General features: G+C 59.6%; 32 protein-coding genes. 15 read left to right on the top strand and 17 right to left on the bottom strand.

Annotated features, from left to right (window positions below):
- Positions 1-13: 13 nt before the first annotated feature.
- The 3 genes from AC07TV_RS17175 to AC07TV_RS17165 all read right to left on the bottom strand — a co-directional run bounded on the left by AC07TV_RS17175 (position 14) and on the right by AC07TV_RS17165 (position 1,378).
- Positions 14-160, bottom strand: a complete 147-nt coding sequence (locus AC07TV_RS17175) for a hypothetical protein (protein ID WP_226497987.1) — start codon at positions 158-160, stop codon at positions 14-16.
- 103 nt (positions 161-263) lie between these two features.
- Complete coding sequence (locus tag AC07TV_RS17170) at positions 264-992, bottom strand: cytochrome c biogenesis CcdA family protein (RefSeq protein ID WP_494649578.1); 729 nt, start codon at positions 990-992, stop codon at positions 264-266.
- Positions 993-997: 5 nt separating this feature from the next.
- Positions 998-1,378 (bottom strand): thioredoxin family protein, encoded by a 381-nt coding sequence (locus AC07TV_RS17165; RefSeq protein ID WP_494649577.1) that lies wholly within the window; start codon positions 1,376-1,378, stop codon positions 998-1,000.
- Positions 1,379-1,714: 336 nt separating this feature from the next.
- Here AC07TV_RS17165 and AC07TV_RS17160 point away from each other — a divergent pair, with 336 nt between their 5' ends.
- Positions 1,715-2,506 carry a PEP-CTERM sorting domain-containing protein gene (locus AC07TV_RS17160; RefSeq protein WP_494649576.1) on the top strand — a complete coding sequence of 264 codons (792 nt, stop codon included), beginning with the start codon at positions 1,715-1,717 and terminating at the stop codon, positions 2,504-2,506.
- Between the two features lie 69 nt (positions 2,507-2,575).
- Here AC07TV_RS17160 and AC07TV_RS17155 read toward each other — a convergent pair whose 3' ends face one another.
- The 4 genes from AC07TV_RS17155 to AC07TV_RS17140 form a co-directional block, all read right to left on the bottom strand.
- Positions 2,576-3,340 carry an HvfC family RiPP maturation protein gene (locus AC07TV_RS17155; protein ID WP_494649575.1) on the bottom strand — a complete coding sequence of 255 codons (765 nt, stop codon included), beginning with the start codon at positions 3,338-3,340 and terminating at the stop codon, positions 2,576-2,578.
- Entirely contained in the window at positions 3,337-4,182 is an 846-nt protein-coding gene (locus tag AC07TV_RS17150; RefSeq protein ID WP_494649574.1) for an HvfB family MNIO-type RiPP peptide maturase, read from the bottom strand. Before AC07TV_RS17150 ends, AC07TV_RS17155 begins: the two co-directional genes overlap by 4 nt.
- A gap of 65 nt (positions 4,183-4,247) precedes the next feature.
- Positions 4,248-4,574: an HvfA family oxazolone/thioamide-modified RiPP metallophore gene (locus AC07TV_RS17145; protein ID WP_494649573.1), complete on the bottom strand. Its 327-nt coding sequence runs from the start codon at positions 4,572-4,574 to the stop codon at positions 4,248-4,250.
- Positions 4,575-4,606: 32 nt separating this feature from the next.
- On the bottom strand, positions 4,607-4,786 hold the full coding sequence (locus tag AC07TV_RS17140) for a zf-HC2 domain-containing protein (protein WP_494649572.1): 180 nt from the start codon (positions 4,784-4,786) through the stop codon (positions 4,607-4,609).
- Between the two features lie 118 nt (positions 4,787-4,904).
- Here AC07TV_RS17140 and AC07TV_RS17135 point away from each other — a divergent pair, with 118 nt between their 5' ends.
- Positions 4,905-5,474 carry a sigma-70 family RNA polymerase sigma factor gene (locus AC07TV_RS17135; RefSeq protein ID WP_226497994.1) on the top strand — a complete coding sequence of 190 codons (570 nt, stop codon included), beginning with the start codon at positions 4,905-4,907 and terminating at the stop codon, positions 5,472-5,474.
- Between the two features lie 23 nt (positions 5,475-5,497).
- Here the strand turns inward: AC07TV_RS17135 and ovoA are convergent, their stop codons facing one another.
- From ovoA to AC07TV_RS17115, 4 genes are all read right to left on the bottom strand, one after another.
- Entirely contained in the window at positions 5,498-7,615 is a 2,118-nt protein-coding gene (ovoA, locus tag AC07TV_RS17130; RefSeq protein WP_494649571.1) for a 5-histidylcysteine sulfoxide synthase, read from the bottom strand.
- A 182-nt stretch (positions 7,616-7,797) separates the two neighbouring features.
- Positions 7,798-7,977 (bottom strand): hypothetical protein, encoded by a 180-nt coding sequence (locus tag AC07TV_RS17125; protein WP_494649570.1) that lies wholly within the window; start codon positions 7,975-7,977, stop codon positions 7,798-7,800.
- 261 nt (positions 7,978-8,238) lie between these two features.
- Complete coding sequence (locus AC07TV_RS17120; RefSeq protein ID WP_494649569.1) at positions 8,239-9,675, bottom strand: ATP-binding protein; 1,437 nt, start codon at positions 9,673-9,675, stop codon at positions 8,239-8,241.
- Positions 9,662-10,369, bottom strand: coding sequence for a winged helix-turn-helix domain-containing protein (locus tag AC07TV_RS17115; protein ID WP_494649568.1), 708 nt, complete (start codon positions 10,367-10,369; stop codon positions 9,662-9,664). Before AC07TV_RS17115 ends, AC07TV_RS17120 begins: the two co-directional genes overlap by 14 nt.
- A 149-nt stretch (positions 10,370-10,518) precedes the next feature.
- On the opposite strand from AC07TV_RS17115, the gene AC07TV_RS17110 reads away from it, so the two are divergent.
- Positions 10,519-11,016, top strand: coding sequence for a disulfide bond formation protein B (locus tag AC07TV_RS17110; protein ID WP_494649567.1), 498 nt, complete (start codon positions 10,519-10,521; stop codon positions 11,014-11,016).
- Between the two features lie 53 nt (positions 11,017-11,069).
- Here the strand turns inward: AC07TV_RS17110 and rpmG are convergent, their stop codons facing one another.
- The 3 genes from rpmG to radC all read right to left on the bottom strand — a co-directional run bounded on the left by rpmG (position 11,070) and on the right by radC (position 12,251).
- A complete protein-coding gene (gene rpmG, locus AC07TV_RS17105) occupies positions 11,070-11,237 on the bottom strand; it encodes a 50S ribosomal protein L33 (RefSeq protein ID WP_226400983.1) in 168 nt (55 codons plus the stop codon).
- Between the two features lie 18 nt (positions 11,238-11,255).
- Entirely contained in the window at positions 11,256-11,489 is a 234-nt protein-coding gene (gene rpmB / locus AC07TV_RS17100; protein WP_226498001.1) for a 50S ribosomal protein L28, read from the bottom strand.
- 81 nt (positions 11,490-11,570) lie between these two features.
- Positions 11,571-12,251 (bottom strand): RadC family protein, encoded by a 681-nt coding sequence (radC, locus tag AC07TV_RS17095; protein ID WP_494649566.1) that lies wholly within the window; start codon positions 12,249-12,251, stop codon positions 11,571-11,573.
- Between the two features lie 47 nt (positions 12,252-12,298).
- Between radC and coaBC the strand changes: the two genes are divergently transcribed.
- The 3 genes from coaBC to AC07TV_RS17080 all read left to right on the top strand — a co-directional run bounded on the left by coaBC (position 12,299) and on the right by AC07TV_RS17080 (position 14,620).
- Positions 12,299-13,489 (top strand): bifunctional phosphopantothenoylcysteine decarboxylase/phosphopantothenate--cysteine ligase CoaBC, encoded by a 1,191-nt coding sequence (coaBC, locus tag AC07TV_RS17090; RefSeq protein WP_494649565.1) that lies wholly within the window; start codon positions 12,299-12,301, stop codon positions 13,487-13,489.
- Positions 13,489-13,938 (top strand): dUTP diphosphatase, encoded by a 450-nt coding sequence (gene dut, locus AC07TV_RS17085; RefSeq protein WP_494649564.1) that lies wholly within the window; start codon positions 13,489-13,491, stop codon positions 13,936-13,938. The genes coaBC and dut overlap by 1 nt, the downstream gene beginning before the upstream one ends.
- Before the next feature lie 67 nt (positions 13,939-14,005).
- Positions 14,006-14,620, top strand: coding sequence for a c-type cytochrome (locus AC07TV_RS17080; RefSeq protein WP_494649563.1), 615 nt, complete (start codon positions 14,006-14,008; stop codon positions 14,618-14,620).
- A gap of 245 nt (positions 14,621-14,865) precedes the next feature.
- Here the strand turns inward: AC07TV_RS17080 and AC07TV_RS17075 are convergent, their stop codons facing one another.
- The 3 genes from AC07TV_RS17075 to AC07TV_RS17065 form a co-directional block, all read right to left on the bottom strand.
- Positions 14,866-15,999, bottom strand: coding sequence for a response regulator (locus AC07TV_RS17075; protein WP_494649562.1), 1,134 nt, complete (start codon positions 15,997-15,999; stop codon positions 14,866-14,868).
- A 195-nt stretch (positions 16,000-16,194) separates the two neighbouring features.
- The gene (locus AC07TV_RS17070) at positions 16,195-17,472 is read right to left on the bottom strand and encodes an FCSD flavin-binding domain-containing protein (protein WP_494649561.1); all 1,278 of its coding nucleotides are present in this window, start codon (positions 17,470-17,472) and stop codon (positions 16,195-16,197) included.
- A 12-nt stretch (positions 17,473-17,484) separates the two neighbouring features.
- Positions 17,485-17,790, bottom strand: coding sequence for a c-type cytochrome (locus tag AC07TV_RS17065; RefSeq protein ID WP_494649560.1), 306 nt, complete (start codon positions 17,788-17,790; stop codon positions 17,485-17,487).
- 190 nt (positions 17,791-17,980) lie between these two features.
- Here AC07TV_RS17065 and AC07TV_RS17060 point away from each other — a divergent pair, with 190 nt between their 5' ends.
- The 9 genes from AC07TV_RS17060 to AC07TV_RS17020 all read left to right on the top strand — a co-directional run bounded on the left by AC07TV_RS17060 (position 17,981) and on the right by AC07TV_RS17020 (position 25,705).
- Positions 17,981-18,337 carry an ArsR/SmtB family transcription factor gene (locus AC07TV_RS17060; protein ID WP_494649559.1) on the top strand — a complete coding sequence of 119 codons (357 nt, stop codon included), beginning with the start codon at positions 17,981-17,983 and terminating at the stop codon, positions 18,335-18,337.
- Between the two features lie 18 nt (positions 18,338-18,355).
- Complete coding sequence (gene soxC / locus AC07TV_RS17055) at positions 18,356-19,702, top strand: sulfite dehydrogenase (protein ID WP_494649558.1); 1,347 nt, start codon at positions 18,356-18,358, stop codon at positions 19,700-19,702.
- A complete protein-coding gene (locus AC07TV_RS17050; protein WP_494649557.1) occupies positions 19,686-20,732 on the top strand; it encodes a c-type cytochrome in 1,047 nt (348 codons plus the stop codon). Before soxC ends, AC07TV_RS17050 begins: the two co-directional genes overlap by 17 nt.
- 24 nt (positions 20,733-20,756) lie before the next feature.
- Positions 20,757-21,224 (top strand): thiosulfate oxidation carrier protein SoxY, encoded by a 468-nt coding sequence (soxY, locus tag AC07TV_RS17045; protein WP_494649556.1) that lies wholly within the window; start codon positions 20,757-20,759, stop codon positions 21,222-21,224.
- 150 nt (positions 21,225-21,374) lie between these two features.
- Positions 21,375-21,686, top strand: coding sequence for a thiosulfate oxidation carrier complex protein SoxZ (gene soxZ / locus AC07TV_RS17040; protein ID WP_494649555.1), 312 nt, complete (start codon positions 21,375-21,377; stop codon positions 21,684-21,686).
- Between the two features lie 107 nt (positions 21,687-21,793).
- Positions 21,794-22,609, top strand: coding sequence for a sulfur oxidation c-type cytochrome SoxA (gene soxA, locus AC07TV_RS17035; protein WP_494649554.1), 816 nt, complete (start codon positions 21,794-21,796; stop codon positions 22,607-22,609).
- Between the two features lie 14 nt (positions 22,610-22,623).
- Positions 22,624-23,271 (top strand): sulfur oxidation c-type cytochrome SoxX, encoded by a 648-nt coding sequence (gene soxX / locus AC07TV_RS17030; RefSeq protein WP_494649553.1) that lies wholly within the window; start codon positions 22,624-22,626, stop codon positions 23,269-23,271.
- A gap of 101 nt (positions 23,272-23,372) precedes the next feature.
- Positions 23,373-25,094 (top strand): thiosulfohydrolase SoxB, encoded by a 1,722-nt coding sequence (gene soxB, locus AC07TV_RS17025; protein WP_494649552.1) that lies wholly within the window; start codon positions 23,373-23,375, stop codon positions 25,092-25,094.
- A complete protein-coding gene (locus AC07TV_RS17020; RefSeq protein WP_494649551.1) occupies positions 25,094-25,705 on the top strand; it encodes a rhodanese-like domain-containing protein in 612 nt (203 codons plus the stop codon). The genes soxB and AC07TV_RS17020 overlap by 1 nt, the downstream gene beginning before the upstream one ends.
- The last annotated feature ends 47 nt before the right edge of the window (positions 25,706-25,752 follow it).

Raw genomic sequence — 25,752 nt, 5'->3', positions numbered from 1 at the left:
CGGAACGAGAGGGCTAGCTGAGCAGCATCATCTGCCGCTCGTAGTTGCGCAACAGGCGTTCCTTGCGTTGCTGGTCGAAAGCCTTGCTGGCGTGGGCAATGCGCTGCCCGAGCTTGTCCAGTTTGAAAAACTTCTTGAGTTTGCGCTTCGTCTTTTCCATTGTGATGTCTCCTTTGGGGGTGAGGACGAATTCACTTTATCGGGCGCGGCCAGCGGCGTCTGTGGCGGTCGTTTGCATAATTTGTAACCAATTCTGACGCCGCTCAGAACAGCGTTGTCGCCCGCACCCAGGCATCCGGCAGCACGTTTACCACCTGCGCTTCCAGCCATTTGTCGGCGCCGGACAGGATGGCGATACCGGTGAGCAGGATGATCACGCCGAAGGCTTTCTTGATCCCGTCGATACGCTGCAACACCCAGCCCCTTGCCGCATTGAAGCCCTTGCGCGAAGCGTAGGCGACCGCGACCAGCGGAATCGCCGCACCAATCCCGAACAGGCCGAGAATGACCCCGCCGCGCAGCGCACCGCCCTCGCTGGCGACCAGCGTCAGCGCCGAGGCGAGCAATGGGCCGGAACACGGGCTCCAGACCAGCCCGAGCACGCCGCCGAGCAGCAACGCGCCGCCCAGCGAGCCGCCGTCGAGCTTGGCCGAAGCCGCATTGGCGCTCGAGGCGATGGGCAGCATCCATTCGGTGAAACGGCGGTTGAGCACCGGCACCAGCATGACGAGGCCGAAGGTGATCAACATCCAGGCGCCGAACAGCCGCACGCTGTCCGAATCGATGCCGAGCGCCGGGCCGAGGGCGCCGAGGACGATGCCGATCAAGGCAAACGAAATCGCCATGCCGGCGCCCATGGCCAGCGGCGCCAGCCGGTTGGCCTGCACGGCACCGCCAAGCACCAGTGGCAGAATGGGAAAGACGCAGGGCGACAGTGTTGTCAGGCTGCCGGCGATGAGGCTCAGCCCGAGATGGGCGAGGGGGATGTCCATGATGCCTACTTCGTGCTCTCGAGCACGGCGCGCAGCGCCTTCGGGTCAGTATCACCGGCCAGTCGCCCGGTTTCCTTGCCGCCCTTGTAGGCAATCACCGTCGACTGCGTGCGCACGCCAAGCTGGCGCTTGAGTTCGCGCTCCTTGTCGTAATTGACGATGAGCAGCGTGCCGGGCACCGCGGCGTCGCCCTTCCAGCCGTTGAACACCTTTTCCTGCGCACGGCAGGTTGGACACCAGTCGGCGTGGAAATGCAGGGCGACAGCTTCGCCAGCTTTCTGTTTGGCCGCCAGCGATTCAGGCGAGTAGGGCTGGATGTCGAGGGCGACGGCGAGGCTGGCGGAGGCTGCGAGGGCAAGGCCGGCGAGAAGCTGGATGGTTTTCATGATTATTCTCCGTTGAGGTGGGGTAATCATTAGTCGCGGGGGTGGCGAAAAACTTACAAGGCAACGGGTAATGGCTTCAGCCGTGGAGAATTCGTGCTGCTGGCTGTTCGATCACATCGGCTGAATGGCTCAAAGGTGCCCGTTGCTACAGCTCCGTTTTTTAGACTCCAGCGACAGCAATGCAGCGTAGGCGGGACACTTGACTACGATTACTCGACATGGCCTTCAAATAATCTAATCGGGCTACAAAATATCCATTGAGACTGAATGCTTCGTAATATTTGAATTCCATAATTGCTTAGGAAATCTGGTCAGGGAGAGGTTGCAGTGAAACAAATGGCACTCGCGATATTTGTTGTTCTGGTCCTAGCAAGTGGTGCCGCGCAAGCGGCGTTAAACGACCGTGGTGGCGGTCTGCTCTACGATGACGTACTTAACGTTACGTGGCTGCAGGATGCCAACTACGCCAAGACCAGTGGTTACGATAACGACGGATTGATGGACTGGAATGCGGCCAACACCTGGGCGGCGAATCTGACTTTTTACGACAGCGTGCGCAACGTCAACTACAGCGACTGGCGACTGGCCAGCAATAGCCCGGTGAATGGAGCGAACTGGAACTACATCTTCGCGGACAACGGCAGCACTGATGTTGGCTACAACATCACCAGCCCACATAGCGAAATGGGCTATATGTACTACGTGAACTTGGGTTTAAAGGGTTTTCTCTCGTCTAGTGGTATCGCACAATCGGATTATGGTATTTTCGGCAATGGCAAGACTTATGGTCAGAATAACTTAGGGCCGGTCAAGAATCTCCAGGGTTTCAGTTATTGGTCGGGTACGGCGGCCTCGCAGAATCCGGCACCCAATGCGTGGCGCTTCTATACCGACAAAGGAAACCAGCGCAGTAGCTATCAAGGCAATTCATCCTTTGCCTGGGCTGTTCGTCCTGGCGATGTAGCCGCCGTTCCGGAACCGGAATCCTACGTGCTGCTGATGGCTGGGTTGGGGCTTCTGAGTGTTGCCGCACGTCGTAGGAGACAGACGGCAACAAAATCAAAGGGGCCAGGCTCGAATTTTCACCGGTGCCCGAACCGAATAACGCCGGAAGCATACACGCAGTAGTCGATTGTCCGCTTGAGAAAACAGTGGTCAGCGATTGCTCGTGGCCGATTGTTGTCTAATAAAACCCGCTCAGGACAACGAAATCGCGCTGATCAAACTGCCCAGCACGATACCCTGCCGGTGCAGATCGTCGAGCAGCGCGGCGCCGTGGGCGAGGAGTTGTTCGGGGGCGGGGTGTTGCAGTTCGGTGGCGATCTGGCGGATGGCGGCTTCGCCGGTGGTCGGTGTAGCGGCGAGCAGGCTCAGCAGGCGACTGGTGACGGCGTTGATCTGGCTGAATTGCACCTCGTCGTCGGCGTCGCGGTAGACGGCAAGGCAGGTCGGCTGCGGCTTGCGCGGCCGGTAATCCGGGCCGATGCGGTGTACTGGCCAGGTGTAGGTCAGGCTCAGCATTGTCGGGTTTAGGGCGACCGGCTTGGTCAGCAGATTGCCGGCCGGGTCGTGTGCGGGTGTCGCTACATCCATGATGTCGAGCGCCAGTTCGGCCCATTCGTAATGCGCCAGCTCGGCCAGCCAGGCGGGGAGCGGCTGGCTGATTTCTGCCTCGGCCAGATAGCGGACGAATTCGCGCGGTATCTCGCGGAACCATGGCGTGTGGCTTGGCCAGTCGCGGAAGAAGCTGCGGTTCAGGCGGCGCCAGCGTTTTTCACCTAGCGTTTCACGGCTGACCGGGAAGCAGCTGTCGAGAAAGCCGCAGATATTGTTGAACAGCAATTCGTTGTAAACGGCCATGCGGCGGGCCGGAACGCCGGCCGGCCGGGGGGCTTGTCGCGGGTCGCGAATATGCCGCCCGAAGGCGCGCTGGAAATCCTGGAAATCCGGGGTGCTCATCATGCAGCCTTTGCTTCTGTCGCCGGGATTGCCGACTGCAGGCGGGCGATGGTGCGGACTTCTGCGGTCAACCGGGAAAGATCGGGAATATTGAAATCGCGCTCCAGGCAGGTCGGCACGTTGCCGGTGTGCCGGTAGGCGGTTTCGAGCAGCGACCAGACCGGGTCGATGACCTCGGTGCCGTGCGTGTCGACGAGCAGGCCGTCCGGCTCGACGTAGTGGCCGGCGACGTGGATGTAGCAGGTGCGTTCGAGCGGCAGCGCGGTCATGAAGTCGACCGGGTCGAAGCCGAAATTCCGGCTGTTCACGTAGATGTTGTTCACATCGAGATGGAGCAGGCAGTCGGCTTCGCGAATGATGTGGCTGATGAATTCGGTTTCGCTCATGTCGGCGCCGGGCGGGGCGACGTAGTACGAGGCGTTTTCGATGCCGATGCGCATTTCCAGGATGTCCTGCGCCTGCCTGATGCGGTCTGCGGTCCATTTGACGGCTTCTTCGGTCATCGGGATCGGCAACAGGTCGTAGAGATGGCTGTCGTCGGCGCACCACGAGAGGTGCTCGGTGTAGAGGCTGACGCCGTGTTCGGCCATGAAGGCCTTGATCCGGCGGAGCAGCGCAACGTCCAGCGGCGCAATGCCACCGAGCGACAGCGATAGGCCGTGACAGACGAAAGGATGGCGTTCGGTGAAATGGCGCAAATCCTTGCCAGACCTGCCGCCCATGCCCGCCCAGTTTTCCGGGGCGAGTTCGAAGAAGGCGATGTCTTCCGGAACCTGCGATTTGAGCGGGGCGATCAACTCACGGCGAAAGCCGAGACCGGCGCCGCGAAGGGGACGATGTGTCATGCTCTTGCTCCTGGCAAGGGGGCGACGGGCAGGCCAGAGCCTGCACCGCCGGCCGGATGCAGAAATTACTTCTTGTCAGCGCCGCACTTGGCCTCGCCGCACTTGCCATCCTTCATCTTCTTTTCGCCGGCCGCCTTCTTGTCAGCGCCGCACTTGGCTTCGCCGCACTTGCCGTCCTTCATCTTCTTTTCGCCAGCGGCCTTCTTGTCGGCACCGCATTTGGCTTCGCCACACTTGCCGTCCTTCATCTTGGTGTCGGCCTGGGCCAGCTGATAACCGGCTTCGAGCTTGGTCGCGCCAAACGGGTTTTCGGCGGCGTGGGCGATCGGGGTCAGGGCAATGGCGGCGAAGGCGGAACCGACAGCGAGGGAAACTAGATTATGTTTTTTCATGATTTTCTCCGTTGAGATTGAGGTTGGTTGGATCAGTCTTTGTGACTCATCCAGGCACTCGTCGCCTGACGCATGAACTCGAACTGCTTTTCAGCCCTTCGGCAACCCACACAAAACGCCAGGTGAAACCGAAACTGGACGCGCTCCCATAAGCTGAGTTTGCGTTCCAGTTGTAACGAGGCGAGGCGGGTGGATTCCTTGCAGCTGATCATTTCAGTTCCTGTTTTACGTGTCCGGCTTGGTGGCCTGCTCAATTAGTCGGGGCGGTCATAAAAACCTTACAAATTTTTTTTAAAGTATGATTCTTCGCCATAACCTGATCGAGTTGCCATGGCTTCTGACCCCTTGCACGACCCTGAGTTTCTCACAAGCCTGCGCCGCGACATGTTGCGTTTCGCCGACATGCAGCTACGCAACCAGGCGCAGGCCGAGGATGCCGTGCAGGAGGCGCTGGCCGGCGCCCTGGGCGGACGCGAAAAGTTCGCGTCGCGTTCATCGCTGCGCACCTGGGTACTCTCCATCCTCAAAAACAAGATCGTCGATGTGCTGCGTGGTCGTGTTCGCGAGAATGCGACGGTCAACCCGGAAAATGATGAAAATTTGCAAGGCTATTTCAACGACCGCGAGCACTGGGCCGAAGACACCCGCCCATCAGAATGGGAAACGCCGCAGCAGGCCATGGAAAACAAGCAGTTCTGGGAGGTTTTCGAGGCCTGTCTTTATCGCCTGCCGGAAGCCAGTGGACGGATTTTCACCATGCGCGAAGTGCTTGGTTTCGATACCGACGAAATCTGCCAGACCCTGGGCATCACTACCAACAACTGCTGGGTACAACTGCACCGGGCACGGCTGGCCCTGCGCGCCTGCCTCGGTGCCAACTGGTTTGGCGAAGCGGCCTGAGGTTATCAGGCCGTATCAGTCGGCTAAATTCGCTCCCAGACGGTGACTTCCGACAGCGTGTGCTGGAATTTGCGTTTCGTTTCACGAATGACGAAAGGCACCGATTCGGGCCCGCGCACCAGGCGGAAATGCTCGCCCAGCATGGCTTTCAGGCCATCGAAGGTTGTCACGTTCTCGCCATCCTTCTTGAAACCGCCAATCCATTCCTCGCGTTTGGTGTGTTCCGGCAGCCAGGTGTAGGGCGAGGTCAGCATCAGCAAACCGCCCGGGTTCAGGCGTTCATGGACGGTTTTGAGGAAGAGCGCCGGGCTGTACAGGCGGTCGATCAGGTTGGCGGCCAGGATAAGGTCGTAGCCTGAGAAAACCGGTTTCAGGTTACAAGCATCGCCCTGGAAGAACTCAACCTTGGCCGCCACGTCGCTCAAGCCCAGTGCGCCCAGTGAGCATTCCTTGTAGCTGACCAGTTCGCCTTCTTCGGTCAGCGTGTAGCGCAGCCGGCCTTGTTCCGCCAGTTGCGTGCCAACGCCGATGAAGCGGGCCGAGAAGTCGATGCCGGTGACCTGGTCGAAATGGCGGGCCAGCTCAAAAGTCGCCCGGCCGGTGGCGCAGCCGAGATCGAGCGCCTTGCCGGCCGGCTTGTCGCCCATCGTTTCGATGGCCAGTTGGGCCAGTGTTTTCGGGAAATTGGCGACGCCAAAATAGTCGTCGCCGTAATGGAATTCGATGTATTCCGAAATCAGCCGGTCGGTTTCGTAGTGTGAAGTCGGCTGGGTTGCCATCGCATCGGCCACGACATAGCGGAAACCGGCGTGCTGGAAGAAGTGGCGGCGGAAGGCGTAGCGCGATACCGGTGCCGCTTCGTTGCCGCAGGAAATCCACGAGCCGCCCTTGAACAGGTTGTGGCGCTCGTCGAAAGTCGGCGTCGTGAAATCGTCGTAAATCGGATGGACTTCAAAGCCGGCGAACGGGTAGATCGGCGTTTCCAGCCATTGCCAGACATTGCCGATGACGTCGAAGAGCGGGCCGTGCGCAAAACGATTGACCGGGCAGCTCGACGCCTCATGGCTCAGGCCGATGTTGGCTGGCGGGCTGGCGTGCAACTCGTCGGGCAGGTCGGCAATGCCGGCGAACTGGCGCAGTGCATGCCATTCATCCTCGCTCGGCAGACGCACGGTCTGACCACTCTCGCGTGCCTTCCAGTTACAGAAAGCCTTGGCCTCGTGATAATTGGTTTCGACTGGCCAGTCCCAAGGCATGGCGATTTCTTCGAGCATCAGGCGCAGGCGCCATTGCGTGCCATCCTTGATCCAGAAAGTCGGGTGCTCGGCCTTGGCGAATTTCTTCCAGGCCAAACCTTCCTCCGGCCACAGTGAATCGTCGGCATAGCCGCCGGCCTCGACGAAGGCGAGAAACTCGTGGTTCGACACCAGATAACGGCTGGCCTGGAAGGCTGCGGTCGACGCCTCGTGACGGCCGAATTCGTTGTCCCAGCCGTAGATTTTCGGGTCGCCTCGGTCGCGGCCGAGGCGCAGTTCGGCGGCGGGAATGTCGACCAGCGCGTTCTCCGGCGCCGGCCCGCAATCGCGGCAGGGCGCCCAGGCCGGATGCTTCTGCACGTATTTGAGCTGATGCTGGCGGATTAGCACCGACGAGGTTTCGAGGTGGATGCGCTCATGCTCGATGCCCATGATGATGATCCAGAACGGATCTTCCCAGCCGATGGGCAGCGTTAGCGATTTTGTGCGAATTATCCGGTCGACCGTGGCGCGCACGCTTTGCCGATAGGCGCGCACCTCATCGACACGCGGCCAGTCGTAACGCTGATCACTGAGGTCGTCCCAGCTCATTTCATCGACCCCGATGGCGAACATCGACTCGAAACCCGGGTTGATACGCTGCTCGATCAAGCCGGCCAGGACCAGCTTGTTGATAAAAAAAGTGGCGGTATGGCCGAAGTAGAAAATCAGCGGATGACGCAGCGCAATCGGTTTGACGTAGTAAGCCTCGTCGCAGGTCAGCACTTCGAACAATTGCTCGTAGCGGTCGAAGGTGGCGTGAAAGTAGTCGAGGATCTGCTGGCGCTTCTGTTCGGCGTCGGCGCCCGTCAACAACGGCGTGGCGGGAAAAGTGGCTTGCTTCATGCGGTTACCGGTCGAGAATGTGTTCACTGGTCGGAAATGATGACCTTGCTGCGTTACGGCCAAAAGGCGAGTGGGTGATTAGACAGGGATATTGCTGCGAAGGCAAAAAAAACCCCGCCACGAGGGCGGGGTAACAGGGAGTTTCTCGAATCGGGGGAAATTCGAGAGGAGGGTAAATCGGTTCAGTCTCGTCGGTGTTTCTTCAACCAGTAGCGGGCAACGGCGATAAGCGCGCCGGCAGCAACTGCGGTAACAGCGGCCTTGAGCGGTTCAGCCTGACCTTCCGACAGCCAGTCGAATCCTGTGATGCCAATGAAGACACCGAGTGATTCGCTGATCGGCAGGTTGTCCGCAAAGGCCATCAGCGATCCGCGCGGACGGGAATCGGGACCAGTGCCGGCTGGACTTGGGCAGTAGCCAGTTCGAACAGGTAGTGGCGGGTGGCTTCGATGAATTGTTTGATGTTCATTTTGATCATTTCCTTGTTGTCCTCTTGATGGGATTGGTTTGCTTCCATGCCTCGCATTCTAGGGACGCACCGGACCTGCGTCTGTGGCGCAAGCGTGGCTTGGAGGTAACAGGTTTTGATCTTGTGTGACGCTTTGTGACGCCGCCGAAATCGCCTATTGGCGGCCTTTCCAGGTCAGCGTGAAGCGGGCGCCACCGAGTGGCGAGGCGTCGGCTGTGGCGGTGCCGCCATGCAGCTCCAGAACGCGACGGGCGATGGCCAGGCCGAGGCCGTAGCCACCGGTCGACCGGTCGCGCGAACGGTCCAGGCGGGTGAAGGCCGAGAAGATGTGTTCGCGCTCTTCCGGCGGGATGCCGATGCCGTCGTCGTCGACGTGGATCCGGATGGTTTCGCCGACTTGCTCGGCATCGACCGAGATTCGCGTGGCAGCGTACTTGAAGGCGTTGCGCAGCAGGTTGCGCAAGGCATAGGGCATGGCCTTGCGGTCGAGGTCGACAAACAGGTTTTCCGGCAGTTTTTCGGTGTTGACCGTGACATCAAGCTTGCGGCCGAGCAGGCGGACGGAATCGACCTCGTCGGTCAACCACTCGGCCAGCTTGACGCTGGAAAAATGCGCTTCCGGCGCTTCGCGTTCGAAGCGGGCGTAGGTCAGGCTGGTGTCGATGAGCTGGTCGAGTTCGTCGAGATCGGCTTCCATCATCGCCCACAGGCGTTCGCGTTCTTCTCGTTGCTCGGTTTCGGAGAGCATTTCCAGGGCAAAACGCATGCGGGCGATCGGCGTGCGCAATTCGTGCGAAATGCCGCAGGAAAGCTCGCGGTGGGTGGCAAGCAACTGACGGATCCGCTCCGCCATGCTGTTCATCGTGTCGGAGAGCGGTGCGAAAAGCTGCGTGCGGACAGGCGGCGAAACGGCATCGAAATGGCCGTCGCCAAGGTCGAGCGCGGTCTGGCGCAGGCCTTCGAGATCGCGCCAGACCGGGCGAATCCAGAACCACAGCGCAACTGCAAAAATAAGTCCGATCAGGCTCCAGGTCAGCAGGCGCAGCCGCAGTTCGAGGGGCAGGCGGTCCTTCAACTCGGGGTTGCGGTTGGCGGCGAGCGGGCCGACCACCAGCACTTGGCTGGAAGTGCCGAGGCGGTGATACATGATGTCACCGTCGTGGTCGATGGCGATGTCACCGGCGTCGAGTTTGATGACCTGGCTGGGTGTCAGCATGCGGTCGAGGCTCATGCGCTCGACGATGCCCAGTTTGTAGGAAAACTTGTCGTCGATTTCCTTGAGCCGCTTTTGCCACTCGCGGCGCGGCTGACGGAAGAGTTCATCCTCGATCAAGGTGATCGTGCCGCGCATGAAACGGCGCGCGTAGTCGTCGGTAATGCCGCGCTGGGCTGTGGAAATGACGAAGTCGGCGGTGAAGGCAATGGCCACGAAGGAGCCCATGGCCAGCAGGTAGAAATTGAAGAACAGCTTGGACAGGCTGTAGCGCTTGCCGCGCCAGCGCGGCAGGGCAACACGGATCAGCGAGCGGGCCAGACCCTCGTTCTTTTCCTTCGGTCTTGCCGCCCCGGCTTCGGGTTCAGTTCCAGTCATGCTTGCTGAAAAGGTAACCCTTGCCACGCACGGTCTTGATACGTGTCGGATTTTCCGGGTCGTCGTTCAGCTTTTTGCGCAGGCGGGAGATGCGGGCATCGATCGAGCGATCCAGCCCGTCGAAGCCGATGCCGCGCAGCTCCTGCAACAGATCGTCACGCGACAGCACATTGCCGGCGTGCGAGGCGAGCAGCCAGAGCAGGTCGAACTCGGCGGTGGTCAGGTCGATGGTCTGCCCGGAGAGCGAGGCAGTACGCGTCGCCTGGCTGATCTTGAACTGGCCGAAGACCATGCTCTCCGATTCGCTGTTGCTGCCAGCTTCGCCGGCCGTCGGCAGACGCCGCAGCAGGGCCTTGATGCGGGCGAGCAGGACGCGCGGCTGGACCGGTTTGGCGATGTAATCGTCAGCGCCCATTTCGAGGCCGAGAATCTGGTCGAAGTCCTCGTCGCGCGCCGTCAGCATGAGGATCACGCCGCGATACTGTGGTCGGACGGCGCGGCAGACTTCGAAGCCGTCCTTGCCGGGCAGCATCACGTCAAGAATGACCAGGTCGGGCTGCTCGGCCAGAATACGCGCCTCGGCGGTGTCGCCGCGGGGCTCGATGCTGACTTGCATGTCGTTCTTGGTCAGGTATTCAGCCGTCAGTTCGGCCAAGCGTTCGTCGTCTTCGACTAGCAGGATGCGTGTATTCATCCGCCAATCTTAACCACCTGCCGGGCAGCGGTCCACCTTCCCGTGTCTTGGCCCGGTTTCCACGGTCAACCGGAAAAAAGGCCAAAATTTCAAGTCTCGCCAGCGATGGCATAGAATCCCGGCTCATCGTCACTTGAGGAATTGCCTTGATGAATTGGTCTAAAGTGCCCATGCGGGCCTGGTTCGCGACATTGGGGCTGGGTTGCCTGGGACTCGTCGCGGTGGGTATGGAGTTGCAGACGCTACTGCGTCTGGCGCCGTGCCCGCTCTGTATTTTCCAGCGCCTGCTCTACATCGTGATCGGCATCATCGGCCTGCTTGGCTTCATCTGGCCGGCCGGAAGAATGGTGTGGGCCGCGCTGGCTGGTGGACTTGGCGTATTTGGCTTTGGCGTTGCCGCCTATCAAACCTGGATGCAGGCTTTTCCCGACCTGGCGCCGGAATGCAGCTTCACCGATCCCAACGCCATCGAGCGCCTGGTCGACTGGCTCGGCATGGAATGGCCGTCGATGTTCCTTGCCACCGGCTTCTGTACCAGCCGGGACTGGGAGTTCCTTGGCCTGTCGATGGCTAACTGGTCGGTGGTGATGTTTGCCGGCATCGTGGTCTATGCGGCATTGCTTTTCAGGCACAAACAGCAGGCCTGAAAAAACAAAACCCGCCGAAAGGCGGGTTTGTCGAATGCTCGGGAGAAGCTGAATTACTTCAGCTTGACTTCCTTGTAAGCAACGTGCTTACGAGCCTTCGGGTCGTACTTCATGAACTCCAGTTTGGCAGGCGTCGTGCGCTTGTTCTTGGAGGTGGTATAGAAGTGACCGGTGCCAGCTGTAGATTCCAGCTTGATTTTTTCGCGACCGCCTTTAGCCATTTTATATTTCCTTCTTTATCAGACTTCGCCGCGAGCACGCAGGTCGGCGAGGACGGCATCGATGCCGTTCTTGTCGATCAGGCGCAGACCGGCGTTGGAAACGCGCAGACGCAGGAAGCGGTTTTCAGATTCGACCCAAAAACGACGGTACTGCAAGTTCGGCAGGAAACGGCGTTTGGTTCTATTGTTGGCATGGGAAACAGTATTCCCAACCATCGGGCCTTTACCCGTTACTTGGCAGACACGCGCCATGATGGTGCTCCAGAATTCGCTAGAAGAGAGCCCACAAGTATAACCAAAAGTACTTAACCGTTTCAAGGGGTTTATTGAATTTTATAGCAAGCCCCGTTCGGCGAAAGAGAGTGGCAGGATGTTGCCGGCCACGATGAAGTGATCGAGAACCTTGACGTCAACCAGCGCCAGAGCTTCTTTCAGTGATCGTGTGAGCATCTCGTCGGCGCGTGAAGGCTCGGCAATGCCGGACGGATGATTGTGGGCCAAAATTACGGCCGCCGCATTGTTGGCCAGCGCCGCCTTGACGACTTCGCGCGGGTAAACCGAGGTCTGGGTCAGTGTGCCGGAGAACAACTCGTCGGCTTTGAGCAGGCGGTTCTGGGCATCCAGCCACAAGGCCATGAAGACTTCATGGCCGCGGCTGGCCAGCTTGAGGCGCAGCCAGTCGCGGACCTTGCCCGGCGAGGTAAAGCTGTCGCGCGTTGCCATGTCCTGAGACAGGGCACGGCGGGCCAGTTCGAAACTGGCTTTCAATTGTGCGGCCTTGGCCATGCCGATACCCGATACGCTGGCCAGTTCATCAAGCGACGCTTCGGCCAGGGTGCCGAGTTGGCCGTCGAAACGTTGCAGCAGATCGCGCGCCAGATCGACGGCGCTTTTGCCACGGACGCCGACCCGCAAATAGATGGCCAGCAGTTCTGCGTCGGAAAGGGCTTCCGGGCCATGTGCCAGCAGACGTTCGCGCGGTCGTTCACCTTCGGGCCAGTCGGTAATCGCCATATTCTTTTCCGTTAGAATGTGCGGAGTCCAATTCTAATGGCAAGACAATGGAATTACAGGGAAAACGCATCGTTCTTGGCGTCACCGGCGGCATCGCTGCCTACAAGGCGGCTGAACTGGTTCGCCTGCTCGGCAAGCAGGGCGCCGAGGTGCAGGTGGCGATGACCGAAGGGGCGACGCATTTTGTGACGGCGACGACCTTTCAGGCCTTGTCGGGCAAGCCGGTCTACCTTGATCAGTGGGATGCCAGGATGCCCAACGCAATGGCCCACATCGACCTGTCGCGGCAGGCTGATCTGATTCTCGTGGCGCCGGCTTCGGCTGATTTTCTCGCCCGCATCGCCCACGGCATGGCCGACGATCTGCTGGCGACCATGGTGCTGGCCCGCGATTGTCCATTGCTGGTGGCGCCGGCGATGAACCGCCAGATGTGGGAAAACCCGGCGACCCAACGCAATGTCGTTCAGTTACAGGCTGATGGCGTGCAGATGCTCGGCCCGGCCAGTGGCGAGCAGGCCTGTGGCGAGGTTGGCGCCGGCCGCATGCTCGAACCCGAGGAGATTCTCGAAGAAGTCATCGCCTACTTCACGCCAAAACTGCTGGCCGGCCGCAAGGTTTTGATCACCGCCGGGCCGACCTTCGAAGCCATTGACCCGGTGCGCGGCATTACCAATCTGTCGTCCGGTCGCATGGGTTATGCCGTCGCCCGTGCGGCGCGGCAGGCCGGGGCAGAGGTGACGCTGGTCTCCGGGCCGGTCGGGTTTTCGGCTCCGCAGGGCGTCGACCGTATCAACGTGCAGAGTGCGCTCGACATGTACGCTGCCGTGATGGCGCGTGCTGCTACGTCGGATATATTCATCGGTGTCGCCGCGGTCGCCGATTACCGCGTCGCCAATTCGGCTGAACACAAGCTCAAGAAGGATGCCGGCGGTATTCCGCCCATCGAGTTGATCGAGAATCCGGATATTCTGGCCGAAGTGGCTGCCATGTCGGGTGGCCCGTTCTGCGTCGGTTTCGCTGCAGAGAGCCGCAATCTGGAAGAGTATGCGCAGACCAAGCGGCGCAAGAAGAATATCCCGCTGATTGCCGGTAACCTGATTCAGGATGGTTTCGGCGGCGAGGACAACCGGCTTGTGTTGTTTGACGACACCGGTGTCCATCCGCTGACGCCTGCCCCCAAGGCAGCGCTGGCGCGCCAATTGATTGAACACATTGCCACCCTGATGGGGAGAAACTGATGCATCAAATCGACGTGAAAATTCTCGACAACCGCCTGCGCGAAACGCCCCCGCACTACGCCACGCCCGGTTCGGCCGGCCTTGATCTGCGCGCCTGCATCGAGGCACCCATTCATGTGGCGCCGGGCCAGACCACGCTGGTGCCGACCGGCATGGCGATCCATCTGGCTGATCCGGGACTGGCCGCGATGATCCTGCCGCGTTCGGGTCTGGGCCACAAGCACGGCATCGTGCTCGGCAATCTGGTCGGGTTGATCGACAGCGACTATCAGGGCGAACTCATGGTGTCGGTCTGGAATCGTGGCAGCGTGACCTTTACGCTCAATCCGCTGGATCGCATCGCGCAGTTGATCATCGTTCCGGTCCTGCAGGTTGGATTCAATATTGTTGACGATTTCGACGCGAGTCACCGTGGCGAAGGCGGTTTTGGCAGCACGGGCCACGCCTGACGCTTGCAAGCACGCCGTAAGAAAATCATGATTTAATGATTTACTTTTTTGCGGGGAGGTGGGGGAAATGAAAAAAATTGCAACACAGATCGCCGGGGTTGTTCTTGCTGCCCTCTGTTCCATGTCTGTGTCGGCTGCCGAGGCGGTCGATCTGGCTCGCGCCGAAGAGATCGTTTCCGGGCGCTGTTTTCTCTGTCACGGCCTGGAAGGCGAATCGGCCAGCCCGGTTTTTCCGCGCCTGGCCGGGCAACATGGCGAGTACATCGCCAGGCAACTGGCTGATTTCAAATCCGGCAAGCGCAACAGCGACACCATGAAGCCGCAGGCTGAGGAGTTGACGCCAGCTGAAATGAAAGCGCTCGGCGCCTTCTTCCAGGCCAAGGTGGTCGGGCCTCGCGCAGCAAGAGATCAGGAACTGCTCGCTGTTGGCAAATTCGTCTTCAACCGCGGCAATCAGTTCACCGGCTTGCCGGCGTGTTCGACCTGCCACGGTGCCAAAGGACTCGGAACGCCGCAGTTGCCGCGTCTGGCCGGCCAGCATCCGCGTTACATCGAGGATCAGTTGAAACAGTTCAACAAGCGCGAGCGGACCAACGACAACGCGGTTATGCACACGATCGCCTCGAAGCTCTCCGAGCTCGAGACGCACGCTGTTGCCGAGTACATCGCGACGCTGGACTGATTTTCCCCTCCGGCAAAGCAAAAGGCCGCCTGATTGGCGGCCTTTTGCTTTCGGTGGTGCGTTGTTGTGGCAAACCACGTTTCAATTTCAGGCAAAATTCCCGGTTGACCGTGGAAGGTACGCCCGGTACTCAAACGGCCGGGTACGGAAGGTCAAATCATCCCGACCATGGTTGCCGTGATTTGCTCATCGCGATCGACTCTGTTTGTTGTGGCTGCTGGCAGCGTACCCAATGGCAAGGCGGCTTATTGGGCGACATCCACGTTGCCAGCGATCGTATCGAGGGCGGCGAGGACAATATTGAGTTGCTCGTGAACCTCCCCGGGGCGACCGACGATATCCGAAATCTTTCGGCGCAGATCGACCAGGTCGCCGATCAACTGGTTTTCGATGGCGGGCTGGATGCCGGTATGCAGAAAGGCTTGCTCGAACTCGTCGATGACTTGGCTGATTAGTGTCCGCGAATGGGTCAGGTCCTCCATTTGGCGGGCGTGAAGGTTCTTCACGGAATTGCGAATTTCGTAGGCGGCGTAGCGGATCCCTTGCTGCTTCAATGTGTTGTCATGTTCGAGCAGCAGGCCGGTGATGCGCGACTCGATTCCCTCGGCCAGTGTCGCGATGTTGTCGCGGATTCGACCGAGCCGCTGCGCATCGTCTTCCGGCAGATTGCTCACCAGTACAGTGACGTGGTCGAAATTGACCACCAGATTGCGGTCGATTTCGAGGATGCGGCCAAGCATGCGTCGCTGCTCTATGAGGCTGCGCTGCGTTTCAGGAAGGGCCGTACCTTCCGTGGTCAACGCGATGCCATCGCCTTCCCAGATGACATATACGGCGCCCTGCAGTTCGTATTGCCGGAGCGATTCGATAGCCAGTGCGGTGATCGACTGGATGTTGTGGCAGGCAAAACTCTTCGACAGGAACTGCATCACGACGCCGAGTTCGCCCATGGCGGACATTGAGGTAAAGGCGACGTTCTGGGCGAAAGCCATCTGGTCGCGGACCGCCGCTTTTTCTCCGAAAGTCTTGCCCAACAGGGTCAATTTGTACCGGAGCATCTGATCATCGACCGGTTTGACCAACAGGTCATCCGCCTCGAAACCGTCCCGGGCAATGTCGTCCACCGTGCAGATCAGCACTTGGTAGAGGTCAGCCAGCTCGAAGTCGTCCCGCAACTCGCGGTGCAGTTTGAAGCCCTCATCATTGGGCAGTCCGGTGTCCAGCAGGATCAGGTCGGGGCGCCGCGAGGCCAGGGCACTGCGACAGTCCGCGGCGCTGCGATGGACATTCAGGTCAACTTCGCGCGAAAGAAGTGCCTTGTGCTGCGCAATGAAGGCCTCGTCATCACTGACCAGAAAAACGAATAGTTTTATGTTCATGGGGCGCCTTGGGTCGTCCTGGTTGCCGCGAATATCCGCAAGCCGATTGCGAAGCTGCTGTGCGAAATGTACTGGAGAAAAAGCGAACAGATGGAAAAACGGCATGGAGTATGCGCCGCGTCGGTTCCATTGCAGATGACAAGCAACAAAAAAGGCCGCCAGATTGGCGGCCTTTTGCTTTTTGTTGCCGGAATATCAGGTCAGCATGTCGGCCCATATATTCTTAGCCCAGCCCATTGCCACCTTGCCTTCGAGTTCGTTGCGGGCCGCAGATACGCCGCCGGCGCCCTTGACCGGTTGTACGGTCTTGGTTGCAGCGTCGTACTGGTGTACCGACGAGACGTGGATGACGTTCTTGGCATCGACGAAGCTGTAGCAGGTGTTCATGACGACCGGTTCCGGATTCGGCTCCAGGCCGGCCAGCTGGTTCAAGATTGCTGCAGCGGCCAGCTTGCCGTGCTGGTTGGCCATGTGACCCGACTTCGGCATGGTCGGCGCCGGGAAAACGGCATCGCCGAGCACGTGGATGCCCGGTGTGCTGGTCGATTCCATGGATAGCCAGTTGATGTCCACCCAGCGATTGTTGATCAGCTTGATGCCCGATTTGGCGGCAATGTCGCCGGCGCGGTGCGGCGGAATGACGTTGAGCACGTCGGCCTTGAACTTGTCGAATTCGAGCACGGCGGTGTTGGTGCCGACTTCAACATCCTTCACTTCGCTGTTGTTGCGGTATTCGATCATGCCCTTGTAGAGATCGGTCCAGGCTTTGGTGAACAGGCCTTTCTTGGACATCACGTCTTCGTTGGCATCGAGGATGACAACCTTGGATTTCGGCTTGCTCTGCTTGAAGTAGTTGGCGACCAGACAGGCGCGCTCGTAGGGTCCGGGCGGGCAGCGGTAGGGTGCCTTGGGGATGGCGATGGCGTAAGTGCCGCCGTCCTTCATCGATTCCAGTTGCTTGCGCAGGGCGACGGTCTGGGCGCCGGCCTTCCAGGCGTGAAGAATCTTCGACTGGGCATCGGCGTTGTTGAGGCCGGGGATCTGGTCGAACATGAAATCGACGCCCGGTGAGAGGACCAGACGGTCATAGGACATGGCGCCGCCAGCCTTCAGCGAAATGGTCTTCTTGGCGGCATCGACCGCAACAACGTCGTCCTGGACTACACGGACGCCCCATTTGCTCTTCAGGCCGTCGTAGCTGATCGTGATGTCTTCCATGGTCTTGGTGCCACCAATGACCAGATTGGAGATCGGGCAGGAAATGAAGGTCGGGTTACGCTCGATCAGCGTCACTTGCACGCCGCCTTCGCTCCACATGCGCAAGTACTTGGCGACTGTGGCGCCGCCATAGCCGCCACCAACGACGACGACATGGCCGCTGGCCTTGCCACCGCCGGCGCAGCCGTAAATCGAAGCCATTGCGCCGGCTGCCGCACCGACTTTCAGGAAATCACGTCTTTTCATCAGCATCATGGTCATCTCCCCTTATTTTTGTGCGGCGAAATAGCCGGCGATCAGGTCCAGCTGGGCTTCGGTGTAGCCCTTGGAGATCTGATGCATGATCGAAGCAGGCTTGTCGCCGCTCTTGTAGTCAGCCAGTTTCTGCAGGATCTTGGCTTTTTCCATGCCGGCCAGGGCGTCCATGCCGGAGCCTTTGAGTGCATTGCCGTTGGTGCCGTGACAGTTGGCGCAGGTGGCGGCCAGATTGCGGCCGAGATTTGGATCGGCCGCCTGCGAGGCGCTGGCAAAAGCCAGCAGGCACAGGGCGGCTATGGGAGCAAACGGTTTCATCGATACATCTCCTCTAGTGTTGTCGATACGCCATATATAGCCAAAATTATTTTTGATTTGCCCGTATCAGCGTAGTGCCAAGGTTATAAGCCTTTGGCACAAATTGCATGCTGCATTGCAACAATATTAGTAGTTGACTATATAAGTACGCAGTTATACATTGATTCTTGATTGAAATCAAAAGAACGAATTGGACGAGACATTGGACGAGACATTACAGGTTTTCGAACAGGTGGCGCACTACTTCGGATTGCTCGCCGATCCTACCCGTTTGCGCATCCTTTCGTGCCTGTGCGCAGAGGAGCGTCCGGTTCATGAAGTGGTGGAAAAAATTGGGCTGACACAAGCCAACATTTCGCGGCATCTGAATATCTTGTACCGGGCCGGGGTGGTCGACCGGCGGCGCGAGGGGAGTTCGGTGATGTACCGCGTGATCGATCCGAATTTCGTCGACATCTGCCGAACGGTCAGCATCTCGGTGGCAAGCCGTGATCTGGGCGATGAGTTGGGGGTGTCGCCGGCGAATTGCAGTACTGACGTCAAATAAGCAGAGGGGTTTCTCAATATGGGTGACATCGTTAAACAACCGGGGCGTCTGCGGCCCGCTCCGGAAAACTTCCTGACGGAAGAGCAGGTTCAGGCCGTTGCTGCCGGGCGCCGGGATTTTCTCCGCAAGAGCCTGTTCGCAGCTGGTGCCGCACTGGCTGTCCCGAAGGTCGTTCGGGCCAGCGAGGGTGACGTCAATATCCTGGAAAATCCGGCGTGGACAACCTCGCTCGGCCAGCCAGTTGCAACCAACCCCTACGGCATGCCGTCGAAGTACGAGAGCCAGTTGCTGCGCCGTGAGTCGCCGGGCCTGGCCCGCGTTGGCGGTGCCTCGGTATCGTTTGCGCCGTTGCAGGGCCTGTTCGGCATCATCACGCCGTCCGGCCTGCACTTCGAGCGCCATCACCAGGGCTGGCACGATATCGATCCGTCCAAACATCGCCTGATGGTCAATGGTTCGGACGATTCGCTGCTCAAGAAGGCCAAGGTTTACACACTCGACGAGCTGATGCGTCTGCCCTCGGTGTCGCGCATCCACTTCATTGAATGCGGTGCCAATACCGGTCTGGAGTGGGGCAATGTTGCGGTGCCGACCGTTCAATACACGCACGGCATGCTGTCCTGTTCCGAATTTACCGGTGTGCCGCTCAAGGTGCTGCTGGAAGATTGCGGCGTTGATTACAAGAAGGCCCGCTACGTGCTGGCCGAGGGGGCAGATGGCTCCTCTATGACCCGTACCATTCCGATGGAAATGGTCGAGTCGGGTGAAGTCTTTGTCGCCTACGGCCAGAACGGCGAAATGCTGCGTCCGGAAAACGGCTACCCGCTGCGTCTGGTCGTGCCGGGCGTGCAGGGAGTGTCCTGGGTCAAGTGGCTGCGTCGCATCGAAGTCGGCGACAAGCCTTATGCCACCAAGGATGAGGCCGTGCATTACATCGACCTCCTGCCGAGTGGTTTGCATCGCCAGTACAGCTCGATTCAGGAAGCCAAGTCGGTTATCACCACCCCGTCCGGCGGCCAGACGCTGCTCGACAAGGGCTTCTACAACGTTTCCGGCCTCGCCTGGTCCGGTCGCGGCAAGATCAAGCAAGTTGATGTCTCCTTCGATGGCGGCATCAACTGGCAGACGGCGCGTCTTGAAGGGCCGATCCAGAACAAGGCCCTGACCCGGTTCAACACCAATTGGGTGTGGGACGGCTCACCGGCCATCCTGCAGTCGCGGGCCATCGACGAGACCGGTTTTGTCCAGCCGAGTTATGGCCAGCTGCGTGCCGTGCGCGGTACCAAGTCCATCTATCACAACAACGCCATCCAGTCCTGGAAAGTGGTTGAAAGCGGGGAGGTCAGCAATGTTCAGGTTCTCTAAGCCTCTTTTCGTTTTTGCTCTTTTTTCCGCGTCGACCGCAGCAATCGCCTTCGAGAATTATCAGGGCGTCGGCCGTCCGGCCACCTCGGCCGAAGTGAAGGCCTGGGACATCGACGTTCGCCCGGACTTCAAGGGCTTGCCCAAGGGATCGGGCAATGTCGAGCGCGGCAACGAACTGTTCGAGGAAAAGTGCGCTTCCTGCCACGGCTCTTTCGGTGAGTCGAACGAAGTGTTCACGCCGTTGGCCGGTGGCACGACGGCCGATGACATCAAGACCGGGCGTGTCAAGGGTTTGTCCTCCGGCGAACTGCCGCAGCGCACGACCTTCACCAAGGTTGCGACGATTTCGACGGTGTTCGACTACATCCAGCGCGCCATGCCCTGGACGGCGCCGAAGTCGCTGAAGCCGGATGAGGTGTTCGCCATCCTGGCTTACCTGCTGAATTTGCAGGAAATTGTCCCGGCTGACTTCGTGCTGTCCGACAAGAACATCGGCGAAGTCCAGAAGTTGCTGCCAAATCGCAACGGCATGACGACCGACCACGGCATGTGGCCGGGGGCGCCGGCCAAGAAGGGTGGCATCGGTAACGGTGGCAAGCCGGATACGGCCAACAAGGCTTGCATGAAGAACTGCAAGCCGGAAGTGCTGATCGGCTCGACCCTGCCGGAATACGCCCGGACGGCGCATGGCGAATTGCGTGATCAGAACCGTTCATTCGGTCCGGTTCGCGGCACTCAGACGCTTGGTCCGGAAGCCGCCAAGAAGGCGGCCGATGCCGGCACACTGGAGCTGGCGACGAAGAGTGGCTGCATGGCCTGTCACGGCATCAAGAGCAAGATCGTCGGCCCCGGCTACAACGAAGTCGTGGCCCGCTACAAGGATCAGACCGATGCTGAGTCGCGTTTGATCGCCAAGGTCAAGGCCGGTGGTCAGGGGGTCTGGGGTTCGATCCCGATGCCGCCGAATGCTCATATCAAGGACGAGGATCTGAAGACACTGGTTCAGTGGATTCTGTCCGGCTCGAAGTAAACCAATTTCTACAGAGGAGAAGTCATGAACAATCAACGTCGCACCGTACTGAAATCCGGCTCCGGCGCCGCCCTGCTGGGCATGCTGGCTGCCGCCGGCATCATCACCCCGGGCATGGCCCTGGCTGACTGGAACAAGGCTGCTTTTGACGCCAAGAGCATGGCCGATACGCTCAAGGCGCTTGGCGCCGGCACGCCGGCCGACAGCAAGGACGTCCAGGTCACCGGTCCGGACATCGCCGAAAACGGCGCTGTCGTGCCGGTTGGCGTGGCTTCCACACTGCCCAACGTGACCATGGTCGCCATCTTGATCGAGAAGAACCCGAACGCGCTGGCCGCTTCCTTCGTGCTGCCGGAAGGCACCGAAGCCAACGTCCAGACCCGCGTCAAGATGGGCCAGACCTCGAACATCTACGCGCTGGTCAAGTCGGACGGCAAGTTCTTCATGGCGACCAAGGAAATCAAGGTCACCCTTGGCGGCTGCGGCGGCTAAAAACGGGGTTATGGCTACTGCGCTCGGCATAGCTGTGTTACGCCCGGTCGCCGTGCAATTTGCACTGTCTCCCGGTCGCGCCTTGCTCTGCCTTCGCTCGCTACGCCATTCCTCCCGTTTTCACACTCATAGAATTTAGGAGAAATACTCATGGGCAATCCAATGAAAATCCGCGCCGCCAACAAGGACGGCGTTACCGAAGTCAAGGTTCTGGTCAGCCACGAAATGGAAACCGGCCAGCGCAAGGACTCCGCTGGCGCCATCGTGCCGGCCTGGTTCATTACCGAACTGGTTGCCAAGCATGGCGACAAGGTCGTGCTGACCAGCGAATTCGGACCGTCCGTCTCGAAGAACCCCTACCTGGCTTTCAAGTTCAAGGGCGGCGCCAAGGGCGAAAAGGTTACGGTCAGCTGGAAGGACAACAAGGGCGATACGCGAACCGACGAAGCTGCCATCAACTGATAGTGCGCAATGGTCTGGATCGTCTATTGGCGATGCAGACCATGTTACGGCAGTCAGGTGACACAGATCGCCGCTGCCGTTGCTTTTACCCCGTGGAGGAGTAATCAATGATTCGACGTTTGATGAAAACGCTGGTTGGGGCTGCCGTTCTGGCTGCCTTTGCCGGTGGTGTTGCGGCCCAGGACAGCAAGGTGGCCGATGAACTCGCCAAGTATCGCGAAGCCTTGGCCGACGGTAATCCGGCCGACCTGTTCGAAGTCAAGGGCGAAAGCCTGTGGATGGAGAAACGCGGCCCGAAGAATGCCTCGCTTGAGCAGTGCGATCTTGGCCAGGGGCCGGGCAAACTGGACGGTGCCTATGCTGCCTTGCCAAAATACTTCAAGGATACCGGCAAGGTCATGGACGTTGAGTCCCGCCTCGTCCATTGCATGATGACCCTGCAAGGTTTCACGCTGGCCGAAGCGACCAAGCAGTGGTATTCGAAGCCGGGCAAGGATTCCGACATCGAGGCGCTGGTTACTTTCATCGGCGCCAAGTCGAACGGCAAGCCGATCAATGTGCCGGCGACGCATCCTGAAGAAGCCAAGATGGCCAAGATGGGCGAATACATTTTCTTCCGTCGTTCAGGTCCGCAGGATTTTTCCTGCTCGATCTGCCACGGTCAGGAAGGCAAGCGTATCCGTCTGCAGGATCTCGGCAACCTGACGACCAAGGAAGGCGCCGGCTTTGCCATGAAGACCTGGCCGTCTTACCGCGTGTCGCAGGGCACGGTGTGGACCATGCAGCGTCGCCTGATTGACTGCATGCGCCAGGCCCGCTGGCCTGAGCCGAACTATCTGGCCGATTCGATCATCGCGCTGGAAACCTATCTGCAAAAAACTGCGACCGGCACCGTAATGGAAACGCCGGGAATCAAGCGCTGAAAAAGGGGACGACCATGAATTTCAAATTTGCCCTTTTTTTCGGGTTGACCGTGGCAATCGCAACGCCGGCCCTGGCTCAAAAAGCCGTTGAGGCACCGGGCGGCAAGTACGCCAAGGACGCCGAACAGATGTTCCGCGCTTCGTTCAAGGCCGAGAATCCGAAATACTGGATGACCCGTCTGGAGCAGGATGAAACGATGAAGACCTGCCAGCAATACCGCGACAACCCGCCGCGCAAGGTGGGTGAGAAGCTGGAAAAGCTTAACGCAGCGACCATTCGTTACCCGGTGGACGGCAAGCTGATTGGCGACTGGAAGGAAGGCGAGAAGCTCGCTGCTGTCGGCACCGGCGGTCACATCGGTTTCATCCAGCCGGACAAGGCTGGCCGGGTCCGTGGCGGCAACTGCTACGCCTGCCACGAACTGGCCAAGAAGGAAGTCGCCTACGGCACGATCGGCCCGAGCCTGCGCAATTTCGGCAAGATCCGCGGTAATTCGGAAGAGAACATCAAGTACGTCTACGACAAGATATACAACTCCAACGCCTTCACGGCGTGTACCAACATGCCGCGCTTCGGCCTGCATAACTGGGTGACGCCGGAGCAGATCACCCACCTCGTGGCTTTCTTGATCGATCCGGAATCGCCGGTGAACAAAGACTAGAACTTGCGTGATTAGCCCGGCCGGGAGACTGGCTGGGCATTTTTTTGGCCTCGCCCGTCGCCTCGCGGGTTTTGCCAGAATTTCATTTTCAAGGAACAAAAATGAGCATGAATCGTCGGGAATTTCTTCAGGTCATGGCCGTCGCGGCGGCCGGTGGCATGTCACTGCACAGCGAATTGGCGCAGGCTGAAAAGGGTGCGGCCAAACTGTACGACCTGCCCAAATTCGGCAACGTCAGCCTGCTGCACATCACCGACTGCCATGCCCAGTTGCTGCCTATCTATTTCCGCGAGCCGAACGTCAATCTCGGCTTTGGCGACCAGTTCGGCAAGGTTCCCCACCTTGTCGGCGCCAACCTGCTCAAGCATTTCGGCTTCAAGCCGAATACGCTGGAGGCTCATGCCTACACCTATCTGAATTTTGAAAAAGCCGCCCAGACCTACGGCAAGGTCGGCGGCTTTGCCCACCTCGCGACGCTGGTCAAACGCATGAAGGCCAATCGCCCGGGGGCGTTGTTGCTCGACGGCGGCGACACCTGGCAAGGTTCCGGCACGGCGCTGTGGACCAATGCCCAGGACATGGTCGATGCCTGCAAGGCACTCGGCGTCAATGTCATGACCCTGCATTGGGAATCGACCTACGGCGAAGCCCGGGTCAAGGAAATCGAAGAAAAGGATTTCGCCGGCCAGATCGACATCGTCGCCCAGAACGTCAAGACCACCGATTTTGGCGATGCTGTCTTCAAGCCCTTCGTCATGAAGAACATGAACGGCGTGCCGGTCGCCATCATCGGCCAGGCCTTCCCTTATACGCCGATCGCCAACCCGCGCTGGCAGACGCCGAACTGGAGCTTCGGCATCCAGGAAGAGAACATGCAGAAGACCGTCGACGAAGCCCGCGCTGCCGGGGCGCAGGTCGTCGTCGTGCTCTCGCACAACGGCATGGACGTCGACCTCAAGATGGCCTCGCGGATCAAGGGCATCGACGCCATCCTCGGCGGCCACACCCATGACGGCATGCCGGCCCCGGTCGTCGTCAAGAATGCCGGCGGCCAGACGCTGGTGACCAACGCCGGCTCCAACGGCAAGTACCTCGGCGTGCTCGATTTCGACGTCAAGAACGGCAAGATCGCCGACTTCCGCTACAAGCTGCTGCCCGTCTTCGCCAATCTGCTGCCGGCCGACAAGGACATGCAGACGCTGATCGACAAGGCCCGTGCGCCTTACCTGTCCAAGCTCAACGAAAAGCTGGCCATCTCCGAAGGTACGCTCTATCGCCGCGGCAACTTCAACGGCACTTTCGATCAGGTCATCCTCGACGCGCTGATGAAGGTCAAGGACGCCGAAATCGCCTTCTCGCCTGGCTTCCGCTGGGGCACCTCGCTGCTGCCCGGGCAGCCGATCCTCATGGAACATGTGCTCGACCAGACCGCCATCACCTATCCGTGGACCACCGTCAGCAACATGAGCGGCGAGATGATCAAGACGGTGCTCGAAGATGTCTGCGACAACCTGTTCAATCCGGATCCGTACTACCAGCAGGGCGGCGACATGGTGCGCGTCGGTGGCCTGCAATGGACCTGCGATCCGACCGCCAAGATGGGCAACCGCATCCAGAACATGATGCTCAAGGGCAAACTGATTGACCCGGCCAAGACCTACAAGGTTGCGGGCTGGGCTCCGGTTTCGGAGGAGGCGAAGAATTCCGGCGAACCGATTTGGGATGTCGTGGCAAAATATCTGCGCGACATAAAGACCGTCAAGCCGGTCAACCTCAATCTGCCGACGCTCAAAGGCGCGGCCAACAATCCGGGGATTGCCTGATGAAAACCATACACAAGCTTTTCGTAGCCGCTGCGCTGGTCTTTGCCACGCAAACCTTCGCCGCCGACTGGGCGCCCGGCAGCACCGACTGGGACAAGCTGCCCGACGTCAAGAAGTCCAAGGTCGGCCTCTACCTGACGCCGCAGCAGGCTTACGACATGAAGAAGGCCAACCCGAAGGGCGTCGCCTTCTTCGACATCCGGACCCGCGCCGAAGCCATGTACGTCGGCTGGCCGAGCGATGCCGATGCACTGGTGCCCTACGTCGAGCATCCCGAGTTGATGAGCGACTGGGACGACAAGCGCCACATGTACAAGCTCGAACCGAACCAGGATTTCGTGCCGGAACTGGAGCGTCGCCTGAAGGAGATGGGGCTGGGCAAGGATGCCACGATCATTCTGATCTGCCGCTCCGGCGACCGCAGCTCGAAGGCTCAGGATCGCCTGCAAGCGGCCGGTTACACCAAGGTTTACGGGATCGCCGAAGGGGTCGAGGGCGATACCGCCAAGGACGGTCCGAAAGCCGGCCAGCGCGTGGTCAATGGCTGGAAGAACGCCGGCCTGCCCTGGACCTACAAGCTGGACAAGGCAAAGATGTATTTCGCGCAGTAAGGCTTGCCGAAAGTGCCGGTCCGGGTGGCCGGCATTTTTATTAAGTT

This window comes from Azonexus sp. GW821-FHT04F04 (genome assembly GCF_059420025.1).
The sequence above is the reverse complement of the archived record's forward strand: the minus strand, read 5'-3'. Positions and strand labels throughout refer to the sequence as shown.